We start from the raw sequence: 20891 nt of genomic DNA, 5'->3' as shown, positions 1-20891 counted from the left end.
TGGGCATAACTCTCTATATTTACTGCTCCGTACATTAAAATCCATATAAAAAAAATGGCTAGATTAAATCTACTGGAGGAGACACGTTTCGAGAAATTACCTGTAAGCGTGTTCGAAAATCCAAAAATTGCTTCAATTAATGTGGCACATCGCATTGCCGAGCTCATTAAATCAAAACAAGCAAACAACACACCTGCAGTACTGGGCTTAGCAACAGGTGTTACCCCAATTGCAGTTTATGCCGAACTGGTTAGACTGCATAAAGAAGAGGGCTTAAGTTTTAAAAACGTAATTACTTTTAACCTGGATGAATACTATCCAATGGCGCCAACCGCAGCGCAAAGTTATGTTACGTTTATGAACGAAAACCTTTTCAATCATATCGATATCGACAAAAAAAATGTTCACATCCCTGATGGTACGCTTGCACTGGAAGATATTCCTGCTTTCTGCCTAGAATACGAAAAAAAAATCGGCGATCTTGGTGGTCTTGACATCCAGATTTTAGGAATCGGCCGTACAGGTCACATCGGTTTTAATGAGCCGGGTTCTGCGCCAAATTCTGGCACACGTTTAGTCACCTTAGATGATTTGACACGCCGTGATGCTGCACGCGATTTTGGTGGAAAAACCTTTGTACCAACAAAAGCCATTACCATGGGTATAGGTACAATTTTCAAAGCAAGAGAAATTATATTAATGGCCTGGAGCCGTAAAAAAGCTTCAATCATCAAAAAAGCCGTTGAAGGCGAAATTTCAGGCGAAGTTCCGGCAACATACCTTCAACTTTCTGACCATGTAGAGTTTATCCTCGATGCACCTGCTGCCTCGGAATTGACCCGTTTTGATACGCCCTGGTTGGTTAAAGACTGCGTTTGGACTGATGCATTGATCCGCAAGGCAGTGATCTGGTTGGCCAACACATTAAAAAAACCGATCTTAAAATTAACGGAAGACGATTACAACAATAACGGTATGGCACAACTGGCTACTGAAAAAGGACCGGTTTACAACATCAACATCCATATCTTTAATAAATTACAACACACTATAACTGGCTGGCCGGGTGGCAAACCCAATGCTGACGATTCTCAGCGTCCGGAAAGAGCCGAACCAGCTAAGAAGAGCGTAATTATTTTTTCTCCTCACCCGGATGATGATGTGATCTCGATGGGCGGTACTTTTCTACGACTGGTTGATCAGGGGCATGATGTACATGTAGCTTACCAAACCTCGGGTAATACTGCAGTATGGGATGACGACGCACTTCGTTTTGTGGAGTTTAATGTAGATTTCGCGGAGAAAATGGGGATGGACAATACGCACTTAAAGGATCTTTATAACAAGATGAGAGCCTTTATTGAGCAGAAAAAACCAAACCAGATTGATACACCGGAGATCCAAACGGTTAAAGGGCTCATTCGAAAAGGTGAAGCTATTGCTGGTGCAAGATATTGCGGTTTAGAAGATGACCATATTCATTTCCAGGCGCTTCCTTTCTACGAAAGCGGGAAAGTTCAGAAAAATCCGGTAACTGATGCTGATATTGAACTTACAATAGCCCTATTGCAACAAGTTAAACCTCAACAGGTTTATGCTGCCGGCGATTTTGAAGATCCTCATGGAACGCACATTGTTTGTTTCAAAATTATTTTAGAAGCATTAAAACGATTACGTAAAATTGAAGCCTGGGCACAGGATTGCTGGTTATGGATGTACCGTGGTGCATGGCATGAATTTGAAACTTATGAAATCGAAATGGCGGTTCCAATTTCTCCACAGGAGCTTGAACGCAAGAAATATGCAATTTTCAAACACCAGAGTCAGAAAGACAGGGCGGTTTTCCCTGGCGATGATTCAAGAGAGTTCTGGCAACGGGCAGAAGATCGTAACCGTGAAACCGCAAAGGCTTATGACGAACTTGGACTTGCAGAATACGAAGCTATGGAAGCTTTTGTTCGCTGGAAATTTGAAGACTAGTTTAAAATAAATACTATCCTGCTTTGTTCGCTCAAAGCAGGATTTTTTTTGTTCCTCTAAGTTGTCATGCTGAGCATCGCGAAGCATCTTTAAAAAAGTCAAGTCATCTAATGAAGCGCAGTGAACTTTCCGGAGAGAGACCTCCCTACCGGTCGCCGTCACCCTAAACAACCTAGTCAAAGTTTAATTCCCAAAATCTCTTTTTTTGGAAGCAGTGTCTGCAGTTCTTCGGTCACTATAGTCCTGCCCTTTGCTTAATCCCGATAAAAAACGATAAAACAAATTAACCTTAAATCGGGATAACGATATCGGTCAGGTTTATTGAACATAAGGCTTTGCCATTGTGATCCAGACTTTCCTCTGTGAAACAATCTGGCTTGATCAAATCACTTCGTGTTTCTGAGTTTCCGCGGCAAAAAATAAATATCCTCAAACTGTCATGCTGAGCGCAGCGAAGCATCTGTTAAAGAGGAGACACTAACTACATTAAGCTACACTTGGAAAAGATCCTTCACTTCGTTCAGGATGACAGATCTTATCCCGCCAAGTCTTATTTATTTCTCAATCTAAAAACAATACTCTAAATTAGTTTGCTGAACCCAAATAAGCGAATCATGACCGAACCTAAACAACGATTGCTATCGCTGGATTTTTTTAGAGGATTAACCGTAGCCGCGATGATCTTAGTGAATAATCCGGGCAATTGGGGACACATCTATGCGCCTTTAGAGCATGCAGAATGGAACGGGTGTACACCTACAGATTTGATTTTCCCATTCTTTTTATGGATTGTTGGCGTTTCTGTTGCCTTTGCCATGAGCAGTAGTAAAGCAGATCCATCTACACATCAAAAAACAATTATTAAAGCCATTAAACGTGGTATTATACTTTATTTACTTGGTTTCTTCCTCGCTATATTCGGAAAGCTTATGAGTGCAATAATGGATAACAGATCCATCTGGGAGGCCTTTCAAACCGTTAGATTGTTGGGCGTTTTGCAAAGGATAGGCATTGTTTTCATCATTAGCAGCATCATTTTTATTAAGGTTTCCAACAAAACCATATTTAAAACATTAATTGTAATCCTCGCCGTTTACTGGGCATTAATGACCTTTATACCAGTTCCTGGAGTTGGGTACCCTAACCTGGAAAAAGAAACCAATTTAGCAGCCTGGATAGATCGCGGAATTTTAACAGAGGCACATACCTGGGCTTCATCAAAAACCTGGGATCCGGAGGGGATTTTAAGCACGTTACCAGCGATAGGAACCTGCTTATTTGGTATCCTCGTTGGCGTTTGGATGCGCAGAAAAAATGTAGACAACCCAACTAAAGTGGCCTGGTTATTTACCACGGGGATTGCGGCAGTAGTTTTAGGCTTACTTTGGGACCTGCAGTTCCCAATTAACAAAGCGTTATGGACAAGCTCTTATGTGTTATATGCCGGTGGCCTGGCTTCCATAGGATTGGCGCTCTGCTATTGGATTATTGATGTGCAGGGCTACAAAAAATTTACCACACCCTTTGTTGTGTATGGTGTGAATGCCATTACCGTTTTCTTTCTGGCTGGATTAATGCCAAGAGTATTAAACCTGATCCAGATTACTGATGCAGATGGTACTAAAACAGGATTATTGGTTCGGTTCTATGAAACCTGTTATACGCCATTTTTCAGCCCAATAAATGCTTCTTTGGTTTGGGCCATAACCTATGTATTGGGTTTTTATGTATTATTATATTTTATGTACAAAAAAAACATTATTATTAAGGTTTAGTAAAAAAATGCTATAATTGATTCCCCTCTCTTCTCAATTGAAAAAGAAAACTACCATATATGATATCGCCAAGGCGCTAAATATTACAGTATCAACTGTTTCCAGGGCGCTTAGTGGCTTTCCGGCAATAAGTGATACCACTAGAAAGGCTGTTGTTGAAATGGCTAAAAAATTAAACTATAGCCCAAATAAACTCGCATCAGCATTAAAATCCGGTAAAACCCATATCATTGGTGTTATTGTGCCAAGCGTACAGGCACATTTCTTTGCATCTATTATTCATTGCATAGAAGATGGCCTGAAAGACAGTGGCTACCGCGTAATTATCTATCAATCTAATGAATCTGTTGAGAATGAAATTAATGGCGTAAGAACCTTACTGGAAGCACAGGTAGATGGCATTATGGCTTCAATGTCTTTAGAAACGGAAGACACTTCGCACTTTGGCGAAATTATTAAGCAGAATAAGCCCCTGATATTATTTGACCGTGTTAATATAGATTTAAAAGTTCCGACCATCACGCTTGACGATTTTAAGGCAGGCTATATTGCTACAAAACACTTAATCGACCAAGGTTATCAAAAAATTGCATTTGTAACCACTGTTCACCAGATTAAAATATTTAACGATCGGCTGGAAGGCTACAAAGCAGCCTTAGCAGACCATAACCTCCCGCTAATAGAAGACCGTATTATTTTTGGTGGTTTATCCATTAAAGACGGGCGATTTGGTGCAGGCAAGTTAATGCGTAGCAGCAATAAACCCGATGCTATTATTGCCGGTGATGATTTTACGGCGTTGGGGGTAATTAAAAAGTTAAAAGAGATAGATGAAACACCACCTCAGGTTGGTGTAATTGGTTTTGCCAATGAAGCATTCTCCGCATACATCACCCCTAACCTATCAACAATTGACCAGCATGCCTCGCAAATGGGCCAGGAGTGTGCTAAAATGTTTCTGAAAATGATTAATCAGGAGAACCCGTATGCCAATATGGAGCATATTGTACTCGACCCGGCCGTTGTAGAAAGAGAATCGACCAACAAGAAGATTTAAACATATTATTCCTTCGCTAAAGGAATTTCAACTCCAACCGGCCCACTGGGCTCACTTTCATTTTTTAATCGATCTAATGCCGTTACGAGATAGCTGTACCGTTTTCCACTTTCTACGCTGGTATCAATGAATGAAAGATAATCTTCAAAGCTTATTTTAACAATGTTTTTAGGGTCAAGTATCGAAATTTTCTCTCCTTCATTAAATCGGTAAACTACAAATCCCGATGCCGTTTCCCCATCTTTAGCCTTTAACGGAAGCTGCCATTTTAAATGTACACCATCTTTTAGTGCATCAGCTGTTAATGCCTGAGGCTCGTTTGGCGGTACCTCATCCAGCCATGGCATTTGCGGTGGCAGAGCCGGGTATTTATAAAGATCGTTTTTTAGCGAATCGCCAACTGCTTTAGCGACCGTACTTAAGGATTTAGAACTAAAAAATACACTCCCCTGAATTCGGTTATTATCTCTCAGGTATCTGATCTGTCTGGGTATTTCGCTCAGGTTTTTCCAGGCCGCTTCAGCACGCGAATTTACCAGGTAAGCACCCTGCCCAATGTAAACATGCCTGCCAAAGTTATTATTACTCCACCAATCGACTAAAACCCCATAAGGCGCCACTCTTCTGGTAAACGTAAAATAAATTTGAGGATTAATGTAATCTACCCAGCCTTCTCTAACCCATTTACGGCTATCTGCAAAAAGTTCGGCATAATTAGATAAACCACTGGTAGCAGAACCTTCGGGATCTTCGTATTTATTTTTCCAGATCCCAAACGGGCTAATCCCAAATTTCACCCATTTTTTATAGTGGTGGATACTATCATCAAGCTGCTTGATGAGCAGGTCAACATTGTTGCGCCTCCAATCTTTTATATCGGAAAAATTATTAGGGTATTTGTAAAAAGTATTCCCATCATTAATCGTTTGCCCCTCTAATTTATAGGGGTAAAAATAATCGTCGAAGTGAATACCATCAATATCATATCCCTTCACCACGTCTAAAATTACCTGAACAATATATTCCCTTACATCTGGAATACCAGGATCAAACTGCTTTTTACCTCCATAGGTAAAAAACCAGTCAGGATGTTTACGATAAGCATGGTTTTCGCTTAACACAGTCGAGCTACTCATACTGGCTCTATAAGGATTAAACCAGGCATGGAGTTCCATTCCCCTGAAGTGGGCTTCTTTAATGGCAAAAGCCAAAGGATCATAACCAGGAGCTGGCGCCAAGCCCTGTTTCCCCATCAGCCATTGGCTCCAGGGTTCTCTGGATTTTGCATAAAATGCATCGGCTGCTGGCCTAACCTGCAAAATAATGGCATTCATCCCCTGGCTTTTATGACGCTCTAAAATCCCGATCAGTTCCTGCTTTTGTTGATCGATGCTCAATCCTGGCCTCGAAGGCCAGTCTATATTGGTAACGGTAGCCACCCAAACACCTCTAAACTCTCTTTTTGGTGCAATTTTTGCTAAAGGTTGTGCATTTAATATATAAGGTAGTACAGTTAAGAATAAAAGTGCGTATAGGAAGTTTTTAAGCATTATTTGTGTCTTATTTTTTATTCAGGTTGTGTGTTTGTGTAAATTTGAATACAAATGAACATTAGCAAGTAAACGATTTTTTTTAAAAACTCTTATAAGTTTATTAAAAATTTTAATTTGCGCCCTGCTAAAATTAATTGTGTACCCCATTTACCTATGGAAAGCAAAAGTATATTAATTTACAGAAGATACAGCGTTATTAAATGGAACCACAAAAGATTAATAAGGGTGATAGAAACAAAATTTACTTCCTGGTCATCGTTATTGCTGCTTTAATAGGCACAAATGCTTACTTGTTTTTTAAAGATCGAAAGCAAAGTGAAAAATTTGTTACCGTTAGTGCGGAAAAGGATAAACTAAGGCTTGAGGTAGAAAAGATTGAGGTTGAATTGGATAAGGTTAATGCATTGAACCTGGATTTAAATGATAAGCTTGTTGAAGAACAGAAGCTTGCCCGCATTAAAATCGAAGAACTTAAAGCGGCTTTAGAAAAAAGCCAAATCACCCAGGCTGAAATTGACAAAGCCAATACACAAATTAATGAGCTGAAAACATTTGTAAAGAACTACAATGATCAGATTATTCAGTTACAGAAAGACAATATTTTCCTAAAAAACAGTCGCGATAGTTTACAAAATACGCTGAGAAACATCAGCAATAAGGCATCGAACTTAGAGAACGAAAACTCGAATTTAAATGCGAAAGTTAAAACTGCCGCAGCATTAAAGCTTCAATCGGCCGAAATTATTGCCTTCAGAACAAAATCAAGCGGCAAAAAAGTCGAAGTTAGCAAATCGTCTACAGCAGAGAAATTAAGTGTACGCTTTAACGTTGTGCCGAATCATTTAGCAGAAAAAGGACATCATAACATTTACCTTCGGGTATTTGATCCGGCAGGAAATCTGCTTGCAGACGAGGGAAACCATTTTGAGGCTGATGGGCAGGATATGCAGTTCAGTCATTCTATTTTTATTGATTATAATAACGATGACAGTACCTACGTTATCGACTGGGCAAACCCAAAGCCATTTATAAAGGGCATATATACCGTAATTTTATATGCTGATGGCAATACCATGGGGAAGGCCCAAGTGGAGCTGAGATAACTCACCATCTTTACCTATCTACCTATTTTTAATTTATGCTAATGGAAAGTTCAAATAGAACGTTGTTCCCAGGCCGCTTATAGAAGTAAACTTAACTGAACCGCCGCCATTTTCTACGGCCTGTTTCACAAATGCCAATCCTAAGCCTGTACCTGATGTTTTGGTAGTGAAATTAGGTACAAATATTTTATCTTGCAGGGCAGGTGGTATACCTTTTCCATTATCCTTTATTTCTATATATGCATTTTTCGCATCTACATATATAACAATGGTAATGCAGCATAAGGTTTCTTCATCTATAGCTTCTATCGCGTTTTTAAGCAGGTTATTAAACGTTCTCAACAGCTGATCGTGATCAGCCATGATTTCGATATCTCTGTCGCTTTTGTTGAGCACATCGATAGTGACGTTTTCGGTGCTTTTAAACACTTCTCTTGCCTGCTCAATAATTGGAAGTAAAGAAAGCCGCTCCAGCTTGGTATCAGGCATTTTGGCAAAATTAGAAAATTCAGATGCGATTTTCGAAAGGCTATCAATCTGTTCTATAAATGATTTACTAAACTTATTAAATTTAAGTTCGAAGTTCGGATCTTTCTCCTTCCACGACTTCTCTAGCAATTGAACACCTAATTTTAAAGGCGTTAGCGGATTCTTGATTTCGTGAGCAACTTGTTTTGCCATTTCTCGCCAGGCACTCTCCCTTTCCGATCGGGCCAGTTTGATTGCACTATCTTCCAAGGCCGAAATCATATGGTTATATTCCTTAATTAAAGAGCCGATCTCATCATGCCTGCGCCATACAATAGGTTCGTTCTTTTGCCCTATTTTAGTTTTACTGATACTTTCCTGGATAAAAGTTAAGGGATTGGTAATCTGATTGGCCAGAAATACAGCCAATACCCCAATAGCCACAAATACCAACGCATAAAGATTAATCAGGTTACTTACAAAAAGTGCAAGTTTATCACTATACTCCTCTTCGTTAGAATAATTTGGCAAACCAATATATGCTATTGTTTTGTTCTGCGCATTCCTGATGGGGGCATATGCAGCAGCATAAATTAAATTCCCAATATTCTCTTTAGGATTAATATATTCTGAACGGTGTAAACCGCTTAAAGAAAAGAAGGCTTTCGGCCCCATTTTTTTACCGATAATTTTATAATTATAGAGCTTGGGATAGGTCGTCATGATCAGGCTGCCGCTCAGATCATATAAATTTAAATCGGCATTATTGATATCGGCAAAATTGTTAAAATCTGCTGCAGCATTCTCATCGTTTTCAATAATACCACTACTAAAAACCTGCTTTTCGAAATTCTGCTGGACCTTCCTTATTTTATCCTTTAATATCGCATCCTGCTGCCCACGATACTCATTGTTCATATAGTAGTAAGTTCCCCAACCTACAATAACCAGCGTTGCCACTACAGCCAATACAATAGATACCTGGATTCTGGTTTTATACAAAATCTTGTTGGCATTGATCATTAAAGATCTGTTGATACTGAACCAGCCTACTTTATCATCATCAAGGTTTTTGATTAACCATATTAACCCATAAAGCAACAAGGAGAAGATGATAAATATTAGAAAGAAAAACGACAGTGCAGCCAAACGTTCTACATAGTCCACCTTCTCTTTGCTAATCACAACCATTTTGCTGTCAGTAGGTTTATAAATTAAATGGCTGTAATGAAATTCATCATCATTACTGATTATAAAGTCATCTTTTTTACCTTTAAAAGTACTTCCATCCAAAGGATATGTATAATTTCCAGACTGATTAAGCAATTTATTATTGCTGTACAAGGCGATGGAATAACCTTTAAAATCTTCGTCTTTGATCAATTTTTGATCTCCCAGGAGATCGGGTAGCCGATTATTATAATTATATGGTTTCGACCGGAGTTCAATAACAAGCGTACCCAATAAACCGCCATTATTCACAACCGAGATGATCCCAAAGTAATCCTGATAACCGAATGTATTGTTCACCTGATAAAAAAAGTTAGACCCATCGATTTTAACAGAGCCAGCCTCAACCAGGTTCTTATACTTATTAATCGGTGGCGTACCAGCATTTTCTATTGCAGTCCCCGTTTTATCATAGGGATAAATCTGATAATCGTACCGGTTTAAATAGCCGTCAAAATAATCTTTAATATGATTTTTGAGCACCGCATAACCTCCCTTCCGGTTTTGACGAAAATAGCTCGTCAGAAAATTATCTTTAACAATTTCATCGCCTAAAGTACCTAAAGCAACAATTGCATTCGGATCTTCTGACGATTGCACTTTTCTGGCCAAAGGCTCGCGCAAACTTCTTTCTTTAATATCTTTATATTTGGTGTATTTAATAGAAGTATTAAAAGCCAGACAAAAAAACACAATGGCAAACATGCCGATTGAAAAATTCTTCTCTTTTAAATAAACTGCCCGCGCTACTATAAATAATACTAGCGCAAAAACGATAAAAAAGGCATTAAAATCTACGACTAACTTGTAAATAAAAACGCCAGCAAAGCCGATGAGGAAAATAATAACCCGCTCTTTATTGCTCACATTTAATTGACTGCTTATTGTTGCCGAGACAGCAGTTATGAGGTAAATCTGAAACCAGGCTAAACATAAAATCACAATCCCTACCCAGCTAGTCCCGCTGAGTTTAAGGATATTAATGATATCGAAATTAATTTTTGAGTTAAAAATCAATCCGAAGAAAATATCATCGGTATCCCAAACAATTCGGCCTATAAACCCCATTAATCCGGCCTGAATAACAATTCCAATTATTTTACTCCGCTTAACCCATTCCGGAAACTTATATTGTTCCTTGTGGTTATACATAAACAAGAGTAACCAGGTGAGTGCGATGACGTTCAACAGAAAATCGCCTAAAGAAGGCATCAGGAAATTATCTGCATATATTCTTGGATCAAACAGATCTAAGGTAAACCTATGATTGAACCAACCGCAGTATAAATCTGTTAACCTAAAGGTTAAGAAGAAAAACAACAGCAAAAAAGTACCCCAGGCAATATGTCCACGCCTGGCAACGAACGAACTTAAAGAGTTAAAAAACATGCAGATGCATAACATACCTGCGATAAACAACCATAATTGCGTACCCGAATAATGGGTTTCTGCATAACCTGGCTTTACTTTTAGCCCGAATAAAAATTTATTTTCGAGGTTTTTTATTACATAAACATCCTTGTCTGTAAAAGAGGCAAAAGTTAGTATTTTTGTTTTGGATAAAACAGGATCAATATCATTCTTAAAATACTTTGTTTCTTTAAAAGGATATTGAGATTGAATAGTGATTAGGAAAATAAGACTAAAATTTCCTTGGGTACTTTTAATCACCTCGTACCAGCCATTATAAAAAAACAGTACAGAACTGCCTTCTTTTATGGTAGTTGGATCTATTTCAGAAACCTTATAACTACTCCAGAACTTAAGCTGATTATTTTGAAAGGTTAATAGATTTATTCCATTATTCTCGCGAAAAGATGTAATAAAATCAATCGCATTTTTAGGATTCAGATGAAATTGTTTGGCTTTGGCAACTTCCTGCTTATTGGCCAAAAATGTTTGAACAGCTTTCTCTTTAATTAAAATTTTCTGTTGAATTTCTTCTGCATCGTGTTCTAACAACTCACCCCTGGTGGTAAACCTGCTTAGCGAAATAGAAGTTGCCATGAGGCAACAGCCCAAAACAAGCAATAGAAATCTTATTTTTACACCAAAGCTCATTTTCATCTACGGATAAAGATATTAAATATTGACAAAAAATAACGCCATAAACAGTCGTGTTTATGGCGTTACATATTCTATTTGAATAAATTAAGCTATCGTAGCACTACTTGTCTGTACTTCGCGGCTTACTTTTTTAACCAATCCCTGCAATACATTGCCCGGACCAACCTCTACAAATTCAGTTGCACCATCAGCAAGCATGTTACCTACTGTCTGTGTCCAACGCACAGCACCGGTTAATTGTTTAATTAAATTAGCTTTTATTTCCTCTGGATCTGTATATGGCTTAGCATCAACATTTTGATAAACAGGACAAATTGGTGATGCAATATTGGTGGCTTCAATAGCGGCTTGTAATTCGATTTTTGCCGGCTCCATTAAAGGAGAGTGAAATGCACCACCTACATTTAATTTTAATGCTCTTTTTGCTCCGGCTTCAGTTAATTTGGCACATGCAAGATCAATACCTTCTATACTGCCCGAAATTACCAATTGCCCGGGGCAGTTGTAGTTTGCAGGCACCACTACTGCATCGATTTCGGCACAGATTTTTTCAACCACATCATCAGCTAAACCTAAAATAGCCGCCATGGTTGATGGTTGTGCCTCACATGCTTTTTGCATGGCATTTGCGCGGGCAATAACCAGTTTTAATCCATCTTCAAAGCTCAATGCATTTGCAGCCACTAAAGCAGAAAATTCGCCTAAAGAGTGACCAGCAACCATATCTGGTTTAAAATCTTCTCCTAACACTTTGGCTAATATCACCGAATGCAAAAAAATCGCTGGCTGGGTTACATTGGTTTGCTTAAGCTCTTCATCTGTTCCGCTAAACATAATATCGCTAATGCGGAAACCGATAATTTCATTGGCTTGTTCAAATAATACTGCGGCTTTGGGATTTTCGTAAAGATCTTTACCCATACCTACAAACTGTGCTCCCTGTCCGGGAAAAATATATGCTTTCATTATAATTAGTTTGGCGTATCGCGGTTGGCGCTTAGCGTTTTTTATCTAGCCGCCCATCATGATACTTAATACTTTCTACTAAATACTATTAATCTAAACTCGCTGTAATCAACCTCAAAAACTCAGACCTTGTTTTATCGTTACTTAAAAAAGTTCCTGTAAAGGCAGATGTTGTGGTTACCGAGTTTTGCTTTTGTACACCACGCATAGACATACATAAGTGCCTGCACTCAATCACCACCGCAACGCCCATGGGGCTAAGCGTATTTTGGATACAATCTCTAATCTCGTTCGTTAAACGTTCCTGTACCTGTAAACGGCGGGCAAAAGCATCAACTACACGAGGAATTTTACTTAAACCCACAATGTGTCCGTTAGGAATATAGGCAATATGTGCTTTCCCGAAGAAAGGCAACATGTGGTGTTCGCACATCGAATACACTTCAATATCTTTCACCACCACCATTTGACTATAATCCTCTTCGAACATGGCTGATCTAAGGATTTCATCAGGCTTTAAATCGTATCCATGTGTTAAATATTGCAATGCTTTAGCCACTCGTTCAGGCGTTTTTAATAAACCTTCGCGTTCCGGATTTTCGCCCAAATGGCCAAGAATATCTTTATAATGTGTAGCTACAGCTTCAATTTTATCTTCATTGTAACGGTCTATTTTCACATAACCGTCTCTCGATTCGCCTTTTAATACGTCTTTATTGCTCATTAATTTAGGTTTTTAACCAAAGTACTCAACAAAATTATTTTCGGTTTCGTAGATTTTTACGCAATGTAAAACCGCGCCGCTCTCTGCAATCGGAGCCCAGAGTTGTTTCCAGATTTCAATGGCCAGGTTTTCGGTCGAAGCCAGTTTGCCTTTCATAAAATCTACATCAAGATTTAAATTTTTATGATCAACCTTATCTACAACATAATCGTTCATTACGTCTTTCAGCCATTTCAAATCAACCAGAAAACCTGTTTCCGGATTCACTTCGCCTTTAACGGTAACATATAACCAATAGTTATGGCCATGCCAGTTGGGATTGGCACATTTACCATAAACTTCATTATTTTTATCATCATCCCAATCGGTACGGGCCAATTTATGCGCCGCATTAAATGATGCTTTTCTCGTTATGTAAATCATTACTATAAAATAAAATGCAAATATACGGATAAAGGTTTAAGCTTAAAGACTAAAGACCAAAGCTAAAAGAAAACAATCTGCTAACTTTACAGCATGAAAATTTTAATTGTTGCTGCCACAAAAGCAGAGCTTACCTTCTTTTACCAGCATTTTAATTTACCGGACGGAGATTTTGTGGAAAGTAAAAATTTCGATTTGCTGATTACCGGAGTTGGGATGGTAGCAACAGCCTTTGCCCTGGGCAAACATCTTTCATCAAAATATAGCCTTGTGGTAAATTTCGGCATTGCCGGAAGCTTCGATCGGGATATGGCCTTAGGTACGGTATTAAATATTACCGATGATACTTTTGCCGAACTGGGCGCTGAAAATGGCGACGAATTTTTAACCATAAGCGATTTAGGTTTTGGGGAGAACCATTACTCCCCGAAGACACAAAAAAACCTTAACCTACCTATAGCAAAAGGCATAACCGTCAACTGTGTAACGGGAAGCGAAAAAAGCATCAAAAATTTAATCAAGAGGTTAAATCCAACTACCGAAAGTATGGAAGGTGCTGCTGTTTTTTATGCTGGCAAACAATTAAATATAGATTGTTTACAGATTAGAAGTATATCGAATTATGTAGAACCGAGAAATAAAGATAACTGGAAAATCGGTTTGGCCATTAAAAACTTAAACGATTGGGCCATCGCTTTTGTTGGAGAAATGAATTGATTATGACTGATTAGTTTACTGCAGTACTTAATTTTGATTTATGAACCCGACACAATTAAAATAATTACTTTAATTGTCAAAGGCTCCATCTAACAACTGAAAACAAAAAAATAAATAGATGAAACTTACACTTGGATTTTCTCCCTGCCCTAACGATACCTTTATTTTCGACGCATTAATTCACCATAAAATTGATACGGAAGGATTAGAATTTGAGGTTTCTTACGATGATGTAGAAACCTTAAACCAAAAGGCACTCAGGGGCGAATTAGACATTACCAAATTAAGTTTTCATGCGTTTGCATACGTAGCCAATCAATACGCTTTATTGGATGCAGGAAGTGCCCTCGGATTCGGCGTAGGCCCACTATTGATCAGTAAAAAGGATTTTAATGGAGAAAACGATGCTGAACTCCAAACACCAGATTCAGAACTGAGGATTGGCATACCAGGAAAATATACTACCGCGAATTTTTTGCTGGGAATTGCTTATCCCCATTTACAAAACAAACAGGAACTTGTTTTTTCGGAAATTGAATCGGCTTTGCTTAACGAACAGATTGATTTAGGACTGATTATCCACGAAAACAGGTTTACCTACCAGGATAAGGGATTAACAAAAATCGTTGATTTGGGCGATTATTGGGAAAAACTAACGGGTTGTGCCATTCCATTAGGCGGAATCGTAATTAACCGTAATTTAGACCATGATCTGCAGTTAAAAGTGAACCGTTTAGTCCGCCAGTCGGTTGAGTTTGCCTTTGCACATCCACAATCGGGGATCGATTTTATCCGCCAGCATGCCCAGGCCATGGAAGAAAGCGTGATGTACAAACACATCGAATTATATGTGAATAAATACAGCATAAACCTTGGCGAAGAAGGCCGAAAAGCAGTTGATACCTTGTTTAAACTGGCGCAGGAACGCGGAATCATTCCTGCTATTCAGGAGAATTTGTATATTTAATTCGTCCTGTCATCCCAACCGCGACGGAGAGATCTAATCTCGCTTGAAAGACCCTGAAACAAGTCCTGGGTGATGACGCGCTGGAAAGGTACATCTAATAGATTTCTCGACTGCGTTGCTCTTCGCTCGAAATGACGATAGCGCGGAACGTTACAACATTTAAACACCGTGCTAACTCACCAACAACTTATACCCTTTTCCATGCACGTTAATAATTTCTACCATTGGATCGGCCTTAAGGTACTTGCGCAACTTACTTAAAAACACATCCATACTTCTTCCGTTAAAGTAATTATCATCATGCCAGATGCTTAACAATGCTTCTTCACGGGTTAAAACGGTATTCTTTTTTAAACACAACAAACGCAACAACTCAGCTTCTTTGGTAGAGAGTTTTTGTTGATGATCGTTATCGGTAATAATCTGGGTAGTATAATCAAAATGATATCGACCGATAGAAAACTGTGTTTCGGCGGCCTCATCGCTGTTATCTGTTTTATTGGCTACGCGTTTAAACATCGCATTAATACGCAGTAAAAGCTCTTCTATCCGAAAAGGTTTGGTAATGTAATCGTCACCACCTAAATCATAGGCCGCAGATTTATCTTCCAGCATGGTTTTCGCAGTTGCAAAAATAATGGGCACTTGTGTATTTACCTTTCTTATGTCTTTACCTAATGTAAAACCATCTTTTTTAGGCATCATCACGTCCAAAATGCATAAATCGAAGTTTTGCTTGTTAAATGTCCTTAATCCATCCTCACCATCAGTGCATAATACTACATCAAACTTGCCTTTTAACTGCAAATAGTCTTGTAACAATAAACCTAAATTGGGGTCGTCTTCTACCAGAAGTATTTTTTTCATTTTCTTGTTTTTATTCAATAGTAGCATTAGCCACATTGGGAGTTTGATTCTGAATATGCACAACGGTTTAATTGATGCTGTAGATTAAATTAATACGCCACAATACAAACCATAAACCGTTCAATTTTAATATATCAATAAAGCAGGCTTTTATAAAGGTAAAGATATTTCGAAGGTTGTTCCTTTATCTTTTTCGCTACTTACCTTAACCGTTCCATTCAGTTTTTTAATAATGTCCTGAACATAATTTAAACCCAGACCAAAGCCTTTAACATCATGTAAATTACCTGTTGGTACCCTATAAAACTGATCAAAAATCCTTTTAGACTGCTCTTTGGTCATGCCTATTCCTTTATCAGCTATTTCGATAATTAAATTCTTGCCGGCATTGCGGGTCCTAATGGTAATCTCCGGGGTATCACTACTGTATTTATTCGCATTATCAATTAGGTTATAAATTACATTGGATAGATGCAGCTCATCGCCATATACAACAGCATTTTCTGCATCGGTATGTACATTGATAATGGCATTCCTTTTCTGCAACTGCAATTCCATGCTATCCAACACAATCACAATTAAATCGTTCACGTCTACTTCGGTGTTCTCCATTTTAAGCTCACCCTTTTCTAAACGGGCAATACTTAAAACACGTTCGATGTGACTTCCCAGGCGAACATTTTCATCATAAATAATTCCTGCCAGACGTTTTAACCGTGCTTTATCTTCTGTCACCTCCGGATCTTTTAAAGCTTCACTGGCAATCATAATAGTGGCCACAGGCGTTTTAAACTCGTGCGTCATATTATTGATGAAATCTGTTTTCATTTCCGACAGTTTTTTCTGTTTCAAAATAGCATAAAGCGTATAAGAGAAGATAAAAACAAGCACCAGCAACAGACCAATTGATGAGGCTAGCGTAACACTTAGATTAGCTATAATGGCCGAATTTTTATTCGGAAAACTGACATAGAGCATTCCGGGATCGCGAAAAATATCGTTGCCAAACAAAGGTGTTTTATAGGTATTTTCGGGCAAAAACTCTCCTTTAACGTTAGAAGCCTCCATAAAAATGGTCGAATCTTTTCTGGCTAACGAAACCCGGTAAGAAGGCACTAATGAAATATTATTGGCAAGGAGCTCTTGCTTCAATAAGCGGTCTAAAGAACTAAAATTAATGCGTTTATAAATTGGCACATTGGTTTCCTGCAGTTCTTTAGACACATCCTCAACCACACTTAACCTTGTATACGAAAAAGTATCTTTGCCCAGCGCTGCAATTTTTAGTTCTAACTGCTTTTTAGCAATCTCATCTTCCCGTTTAAACTTTTTCTGTAAGTCGCTTGGTATTTTCGGAACATTGGCAAAACCCGGGCTACCATCCCTCGGATCGAAAACCAGGTACCTTAAGGTATCGGGCAAACTTTGTAAACTTTTAAACTCGAATGCTTTTGGCGGCGTAGAAAAAGGCTTGGTGCGCATGCTGTAACCTTTAATAATCAGGCTTTTCATGTCCACGAAAGCATCCATCTGCAGGTCGAGCTTATCGCCGTTTTTCGAGGTTAAAGAACTGTATTCCTTTTCTGAAATTACATCGGGTGCACGGTAAGCGTTACGTATAATACTATCTTGCTGGTTAAGGTAATTTTCGATCTGGTTTTCGCGCTTAACCTGGCGAAGCTCAGCTTCCTGTACATATTGCTGTCTTAAATCTTTAATATCAAGCACACGCTGCCTTGAATCCTGGAGCTGTTTCAGCTTGTTTTCTGCATCTTTGCGGTTGAGGTGATCGGCAACATTTCTACGTTGTATTTTATTGACTACCGAAGTTAGCGTTTGATTTACCTGTTCGTCAAAAAGCTGGGATTTTAGTTTATACGATTCCCGGATGTAATACAATTGCATTACAAACACGCCCAGTAGCGCTACCGTCATTAAAACCGTAATTAACCAAAAACTTCTTTTCTTCATGGAACTGGATTGGTTTTTAACTAAAAAAACCGGAACATAATCTTCTTAAATCTAAACAGATATCAAAAATACTGAATAGCTAAGCCAAGTGTTTGTTTTTAACATATTTTAACAGCGCTAAGCGCTGGAAAGATTTCCGAAGTTTCCTATGTGCAGGCTGGGTAAACTTTGGAAGTTTTGCATGGGCAAAAAAAATGCCGAGGCTAAGCCTCGGCATGGTTCAAAATTGTTTGCTTAAAAAAGACTCTTTATTTAGAAAGGCAAATCATCATCTTCACCTGGCGCATTGCTTACATCAACCGGAGCTGCATAAGCTGGGGTAGCTGCCGGAGCACCTGCTGCAACCGCATTGATACGCCAAATAACCAAACTGTTAAAATATGATGTTTTACCCGCTTTATCTGTCCAAGGGCGACCACGTAAATTAAAGAAAACCTCAACCTCATCTCCTGCCTTAAATGTATCTAATAATGCAGTTTTATCTTGTAAAGCCTCAAAACGAATATATTCTGGGTATGTTGGATTTTCTGCGTATTCTACTATTAAATCACGTTTTTTAAACGTTTCACTTACTTGTTGTGTGGCACCCACTTCGTGTACTTTTCCTTTAATTTCCATAACTAATACTACTTAATGTACTATAAACATCAAATCTCTATAATTTTATTGATAACTTCGCATATATTATGATGCAAGTTTTCCACAATAAAAGCAAGGTAATTATTACCTGCAATAAGCGCCTTTCGCCTTACTTACAAGAAGAAGTTACAGCTTTAGGTTATACCATCGAGCGATCTTTTGCTACAGGTGTTGAGCTCAATATTACCCTTACAGAGTGCATTAAGCTAAATTTGAACTTACGCTGCGCCAGTCAGATTCTATATGCCATAAAAAGTTTCAAAGCCATTACACCAGACGATTTATATAATGAAATTGCAGCTATTGAGTGGGAAGAACTGATTGATTTTTCAGGTTATTTCTCCGTAACCTCAAATGTTGATAACCCAAATATTACCACGCCGCTTTTTGCAAACTTAAAAGTAAAGGATGCCATTGTAGACCGTATGAAAGAGAAAAAAGGCATCCGCCCTAACTCCGGATCGGACGCAAACAAAACGGTGGTGCATTTATACTGGAAAGATGCCGACGCCGATGTTTTTATGGATACTTCTGGCGAAACGCTGGCCAAACACGGTTACCGGAAAATCCCTGGAAAGGCACCTATGTTAGAGGCCTTGGCTGCTGGGGTTATTTTAGCAACCAACTGGGATAAAAAATCGCCATTCATTAACCCCATGTGCGGTTCAGGAACATTAGCTATTGAAGCGGCCCTGATTGCCACCAACCGTGCCCCGGGATTATACCGCATGAATTATGGTTTTATGCATATATTAGGTTATAACGAAGAAGATTTTTTCGCTGAACGCAGAATTTTAAAAGACCAGGTAATTAAAAATATTGATCTTAAAATTATAGCTTCCGATTTGTCGGAAGATGCAGTTGAAGTAACCCGCAGAAATGCTAAAACGGCAGGTGTTGATACTTTAATTGAATTCGAAGTTTGTGATTTTGAATTAACGCCCGTTCCTGAAGATGGCAAAGGGGTTGTTGTTTTTAACCCTGAATATGGCGAACGCTTGGGTGTACACAGCAAGCTGGAATTGACGTATAAACGCATGGGCGATTTTATGAAAACGAAATGTAAAGGTTATTCGGGATATATTTTCACCGGAAATCCTGATCTTGCAAAGAAAATTGGATTAAAAGCTGCTAAAAAAGTAGAATTTTATAATGGCAAACTAGACTGTCGTTTATTAGAGTATGAGTTATATGATGGCTCTCGCCGCGCGCCATTAATTGATGCCTAGTCTTTTTCATTGAAAATTAATATATTACGATCTCTTACGTACCATAACGTAAAAATTTTGAAAAATATGGAATTTGATGACATGGATCATATGCCCGAATGGGAGCATTTTAGCCGATTTGGCCGGGATGATGAGGATGAAGAAAACCTATCAAGTGTTGATGCCGAAAAGGTTAGACTGAAAGTAACCAGGGCTAAAAGTCTTTACAACCAGGCAAGAGCTGTGTACAAATATGCCGCCCTGTTCTGCGAAACACTGGAGGGAGAAATGGCCGAAATGACAGCCAACTTAATTATGCAGAATGCACTGATGCTTTGCCCTAAAATTGTTGGAGCAGAAGGTGCAGATATGTATATTTTGAGAATGGAAAATGCTTCTATTATCCGAACCAACTGCCGTGAATTAGAAACCCAGGTAAGAGCAGCAGATATGTTCGAAATCTGCACCCCAGAATATAAAGACATTGTTTTAGACGAAATTGAAAAATTTCGTCTACTTTTTATCGAATGGGTTAAACATTTCGAAAAAGACGAATTTGAAGACGACTGGGGGTTATATTAACCTTTACAGTTAATTTCTTACCCTGATCTTTTTCTCTTGCAGGTTTGGCCGCAACTATCACATGTCTTTAAATATCCCGTATCGCTCCCATTCCCTTTCAGCTGTCTAAAAAACAAATCACTTTAACAACCTGACGATCAGCAAAAACAAAACACCTAAACATTTTATGCTGTTTTTTGTTATCATATTTAGTCGTCTATCCCGGTTCGTATAATTCTTAATAGTGCTAAAAATTTACATTTTTAAAATCTATAGGAATAAAAGTTTCGTACGTAATAAAAAACATTAAAAAATTTATCTCTTTTATGGAAAATGTATTGGCTTTAAAGACAAAGAATGTTGCCGGGAATATCAGAAAAATTAGAGAATACAGAGACTATACTCAAGATTATCTGGCGGCGAAATTAAAAATTTCTCAAAATGCATACAGCAAGATTGAGTTGGGCTATAGTAAACTTACTATCGACCGTTTATTTCAAATCGCAGCAATTTTAGAAGTTGAAGTCTCTCATTTATTAACCCTCAACCACAATGATTTAATTAAAATTATTGCTGATGATGAACGCAGAACAACGTCCGTGGGTTAATTCCCGG

At 38.4% G+C, this 20891-nt stretch carries 17 protein-coding genes; 9 read left to right on the top strand and 8 right to left on the bottom strand.

Translation table 11 applies throughout. From position 1 onward, the window contains the following. Positions 1–54: 54 nt before the first annotated feature. From nagB to ACUN24_RS05245, 3 genes are all read left to right on the top strand, one after another. Entirely contained in the window at positions 55–1980 is a 1926-nt protein-coding gene (gene nagB / locus ACUN24_RS05255) for a glucosamine-6-phosphate deaminase (protein WP_445561554.1), read from the top strand. Between the two features lie 614 nt (positions 1981–2594). Further along, a complete protein-coding gene (locus tag ACUN24_RS05250; protein ID WP_445561553.1) occupies positions 2595–3755 on the top strand; it encodes an acyltransferase family protein in 1161 nt (386 codons plus the stop codon). A gap of 16 nt (positions 3756–3771) precedes the next feature. Next, complete coding sequence (locus tag ACUN24_RS05245; protein WP_445561552.1) at positions 3772–4812, top strand: LacI family DNA-binding transcriptional regulator; 1041 nt, start codon at positions 3772–3774, stop codon at positions 4810–4812. A 5-nt stretch (positions 4813–4817) separates the two neighbouring features. Here ACUN24_RS05245 and ACUN24_RS05240 read toward each other — a convergent pair whose 3' ends face one another. Next, positions 4818–6362: a glycoside hydrolase family 10 protein gene (locus ACUN24_RS05240; RefSeq protein ID WP_445561551.1), complete on the bottom strand. Its 1545-nt coding sequence runs from the start codon at positions 6360–6362 to the stop codon at positions 4818–4820. A gap of 203 nt (positions 6363–6565) precedes the next feature. On the opposite strand from ACUN24_RS05240, the gene ACUN24_RS05235 reads away from it, so the two are divergent. Then, positions 6566–7468: a hypothetical protein gene (locus ACUN24_RS05235; RefSeq protein WP_445561550.1), complete on the top strand. Its 903-nt coding sequence runs from the start codon at positions 6566–6568 to the stop codon at positions 7466–7468. 33 nt (positions 7469–7501) lie between these two features. Here the strand turns inward: ACUN24_RS05235 and ACUN24_RS05230 are convergent, their stop codons facing one another. From ACUN24_RS05230 to ACUN24_RS05215, 4 genes are all read right to left on the bottom strand, one after another. Continuing rightward, positions 7502–11173 (bottom strand): ATP-binding protein, encoded by a 3672-nt coding sequence (locus ACUN24_RS05230; RefSeq protein WP_445561549.1) that lies wholly within the window; start codon positions 11171–11173, stop codon positions 7502–7504. A gap of 144 nt (positions 11174–11317) precedes the next feature. Next, positions 11318–12199, bottom strand: a complete 882-nt coding sequence (gene fabD / locus ACUN24_RS05225) for an ACP S-malonyltransferase (protein WP_445561548.1) — start codon at positions 12197–12199, stop codon at positions 11318–11320. An 88-nt stretch (positions 12200–12287) separates the two neighbouring features. Next, on the bottom strand, positions 12288–12923 hold the full coding sequence (folE, locus tag ACUN24_RS05220; RefSeq protein WP_445561547.1) for a GTP cyclohydrolase I FolE: 636 nt from the start codon (positions 12921–12923) through the stop codon (positions 12288–12290). Positions 12924–12935: 12 nt separating this feature from the next. Continuing rightward, positions 12936–13346, bottom strand: coding sequence for a 6-pyruvoyl trahydropterin synthase family protein (locus ACUN24_RS05215; RefSeq protein ID WP_029274209.1), 411 nt, complete (start codon positions 13344–13346; stop codon positions 12936–12938). A gap of 93 nt (positions 13347–13439) precedes the next feature. On the opposite strand from ACUN24_RS05215, the gene mqnB reads away from it, so the two are divergent. Together mqnB and ACUN24_RS05205 are read left to right on the top strand one after the other, a co-directional pair. Beyond that, a complete protein-coding gene (gene mqnB / locus ACUN24_RS05210) occupies positions 13440–14063 on the top strand; it encodes a futalosine hydrolase (protein WP_445561546.1) in 624 nt (207 codons plus the stop codon). A gap of 118 nt (positions 14064–14181) precedes the next feature. Then, on the top strand, positions 14182–15030 hold the full coding sequence (locus ACUN24_RS05205; protein WP_445561545.1) for a menaquinone biosynthesis family protein: 849 nt from the start codon (positions 14182–14184) through the stop codon (positions 15028–15030). Between the two features lie 171 nt (positions 15031–15201). On the opposite strand, the gene ACUN24_RS05200 is transcribed toward ACUN24_RS05205, so the two are convergent. The 3 genes from ACUN24_RS05200 to ACUN24_RS05190 all read right to left on the bottom strand — a co-directional run bounded on the left by ACUN24_RS05200 (position 15202) and on the right by ACUN24_RS05190 (position 18486). After that, positions 15202–15897, bottom strand: coding sequence for a response regulator transcription factor (locus tag ACUN24_RS05200; protein WP_445561544.1), 696 nt, complete (start codon positions 15895–15897; stop codon positions 15202–15204). Positions 15898–16047: 150 nt separating this feature from the next. Then, positions 16048–17868, bottom strand: coding sequence for a sensor histidine kinase (locus ACUN24_RS05195; protein ID WP_445561543.1), 1821 nt, complete (start codon positions 17866–17868; stop codon positions 16048–16050). 252 nt (positions 17869–18120) lie between these two features. Then, positions 18121–18486 carry a DUF3127 domain-containing protein gene (locus ACUN24_RS05190; protein WP_057933226.1) on the bottom strand — a complete coding sequence of 122 codons (366 nt, stop codon included), beginning with the start codon at positions 18484–18486 and terminating at the stop codon, positions 18121–18123. Between the two features lie 71 nt (positions 18487–18557). Here ACUN24_RS05190 and ACUN24_RS05185 point away from each other — a divergent pair, with 71 nt between their 5' ends. From ACUN24_RS05185 to ACUN24_RS05175, 3 genes are all read left to right on the top strand, one after another. Beyond that, positions 18558–19736, top strand: a complete 1179-nt coding sequence (locus tag ACUN24_RS05185; protein WP_445565125.1) for a THUMP domain-containing class I SAM-dependent RNA methyltransferase — start codon at positions 18558–18560, stop codon at positions 19734–19736. A 66-nt stretch (positions 19737–19802) separates the two neighbouring features. Next, positions 19803–20297: a hypothetical protein gene (locus ACUN24_RS05180; RefSeq protein WP_193419536.1), complete on the top strand. Its 495-nt coding sequence runs from the start codon at positions 19803–19805 to the stop codon at positions 20295–20297. Between the two features lie 305 nt (positions 20298–20602). After that, on the top strand, positions 20603–20884 hold the full coding sequence (locus tag ACUN24_RS05175) for a helix-turn-helix domain-containing protein (protein WP_445561542.1): 282 nt from the start codon (positions 20603–20605) through the stop codon (positions 20882–20884). Positions 20885–20891: the final 7 nt, after the last annotated feature.

It is taken from the genome of Pedobacter sp. WC2501, assembly GCF_052682415.1.
This window is presented reverse-complemented; position numbering and strand designations above follow the sequence as displayed.

Excerpts from the sequence above, each read along its gene's own strand:
- nagB (WP_445561554.1), top strand. The coding sequence starts at position 55 with ATGGCTAGATTAAATCTACTGGAGGAGACACGTTTCGAGAAATTACCT.
- ACUN24_RS05250 (WP_445561553.1), top strand. The coding sequence starts at position 2,595 with ATGACCGAACCTAAACAACGATTGCTATCGCTGGATTTTTTTAGAGGA.
- ACUN24_RS05240 (WP_445561551.1), bottom strand. The coding sequence starts at position 6,362 with ATGCTTAAAAACTTCCTATACGCACTTTTATTCTTAACTGTACTACCT.
- ACUN24_RS05235 (WP_445561550.1), top strand. The coding sequence starts at position 6,566 with ATGGAACCACAAAAGATTAATAAGGGTGATAGAAACAAAATTTACTTC.
- ACUN24_RS05230 (WP_445561549.1), bottom strand. The coding sequence starts at position 11,173 with ATGGCAACTTCTATTTCGCTAAGCAGGTTTACCACCAGGGGTGAGTTG.
- fabD (WP_445561548.1), bottom strand. The coding sequence starts at position 12,199 with ATGAAAGCATATATTTTTCCCGGACAGGGAGCACAGTTTGTAGGTATG.
- folE (WP_445561547.1), bottom strand. The coding sequence starts at position 12,923 with ATGAGCAATAAAGACGTATTAAAAGGCGAATCGAGAGACGGTTATGTG.
- ACUN24_RS05215 (WP_029274209.1), bottom strand. The coding sequence starts at position 13,346 with ATGATTTACATAACGAGAAAAGCATCATTTAATGCGGCGCATAAATTG.
- mqnB (WP_445561546.1), top strand. The coding sequence starts at position 13,440 with ATGAAAATTTTAATTGTTGCTGCCACAAAAGCAGAGCTTACCTTCTTT.
- ACUN24_RS05205 (WP_445561545.1), top strand. The coding sequence starts at position 14,182 with ATGAAACTTACACTTGGATTTTCTCCCTGCCCTAACGATACCTTTATT.
- ACUN24_RS05200 (WP_445561544.1), bottom strand. The coding sequence starts at position 15,897 with ATGAAAAAAATACTTCTGGTAGAAGACGACCCCAATTTAGGTTTATTG.
- ACUN24_RS05195 (WP_445561543.1), bottom strand. The coding sequence starts at position 17,868 with ATGAAGAAAAGAAGTTTTTGGTTAATTACGGTTTTAATGACGGTAGCG.
- ACUN24_RS05190 (WP_057933226.1), bottom strand. The coding sequence starts at position 18,486 with ATGGAAATTAAAGGAAAAGTACACGAAGTGGGTGCCACACAACAAGTA.
- ACUN24_RS05185 (WP_445565125.1), top strand. The coding sequence starts at position 18,558 with ATGCAAGTTTTCCACAATAAAAGCAAGGTAATTATTACCTGCAATAAG.
- ACUN24_RS05180 (WP_193419536.1), top strand. The coding sequence starts at position 19,803 with ATGGAATTTGATGACATGGATCATATGCCCGAATGGGAGCATTTTAGC.
- ACUN24_RS05175 (WP_445561542.1), top strand. The coding sequence starts at position 20,603 with ATGGAAAATGTATTGGCTTTAAAGACAAAGAATGTTGCCGGGAATATC.